General features: G+C 53.7%; 1 protein-coding gene. It reads right to left on the bottom strand.

Annotated features, from left to right (window positions below):
- Window positions 1-569 (bottom strand): NADP-dependent isocitrate dehydrogenase (locus A3730_RS24885; protein ID WP_197477627.1); only part of this gene is annotated, 569 nt, incomplete at its 3' end.
- Between the last annotated feature and the right edge of the window lie 264 nt (window positions 570-833).

The raw sequence follows: 833 nt of genomic DNA, 5'->3' as shown, positions 1-833 counted from the left end.
ATCGTCGAGGAGGTCTCATGGGAAAAGAAGTCGCCGCCACGCATGTGTGCCACNTGGGTGCGCGAAGCCGGGCTCCAGTAGCCCATGCTATGGGGGTTCTTGCGGGCATAGTTTTTAACCGCAATGGGGGCGCGGCGGTCGGAGTTGCCTTCGCGGAGCACCGGGTTCACCGCAGAGCCGAGAATTTTGGTGTACCGGGCCAGAATGTCTTCCTCTTCCTCGCTTTGCGGCTCATCCGGGTATTCCGGCACCGGGTAGCCATGCTCGTTAAGTTCGGCGATGGCCGCTCTGAGCTGGTGGATGGAAGCACTGATATTGGGAAGCTTGATGATGTTCGCTTCCGGATCCTGGGTCAGATCACCCAGTTCGGCCAGGGTGTCATTCACCTTCTGCTGGTCGGTCAGATATTCAGGAAAGCTGGCAAGAATGCGTGTAGCGAGGGAAATATCACTGCTCTCAACTTCAATGCCAGCGATCGAAGTGAATTTTTCAATGATGGGTAAAAAGGAATAGGTCGCCAGCGCAGGCGCCTCGTCAGTCATGGTGTAAATAATTTTAGGCGTGGTCATAGAATTACAAGGTCCCAATTGTATTGGTAGAGCTTTCCGCCTGATATCAGTCGGCTTTTGGCCGTCAGATCAGCGGGCACCCAACAGGAGTGCTCCCTCCGAATAAAACTGTATTCTGCATAAGCTGGCGAGTATAGCACCGACCGTTTAGCCTTGTTAGGACAAGCGGTAGCAACCGCAGACCAACAACAGTCATCGATACTCACCCCATGGCGCAATTGATCTTACTTAACAAACCGTTTCAGGTCCTCTCCCAGTTCAGCG

The organism is Alcanivorax sp. HI0044 (assembly GCF_001634945.1).
This window is presented reverse-complemented; position numbering and strand designations above follow the sequence as displayed.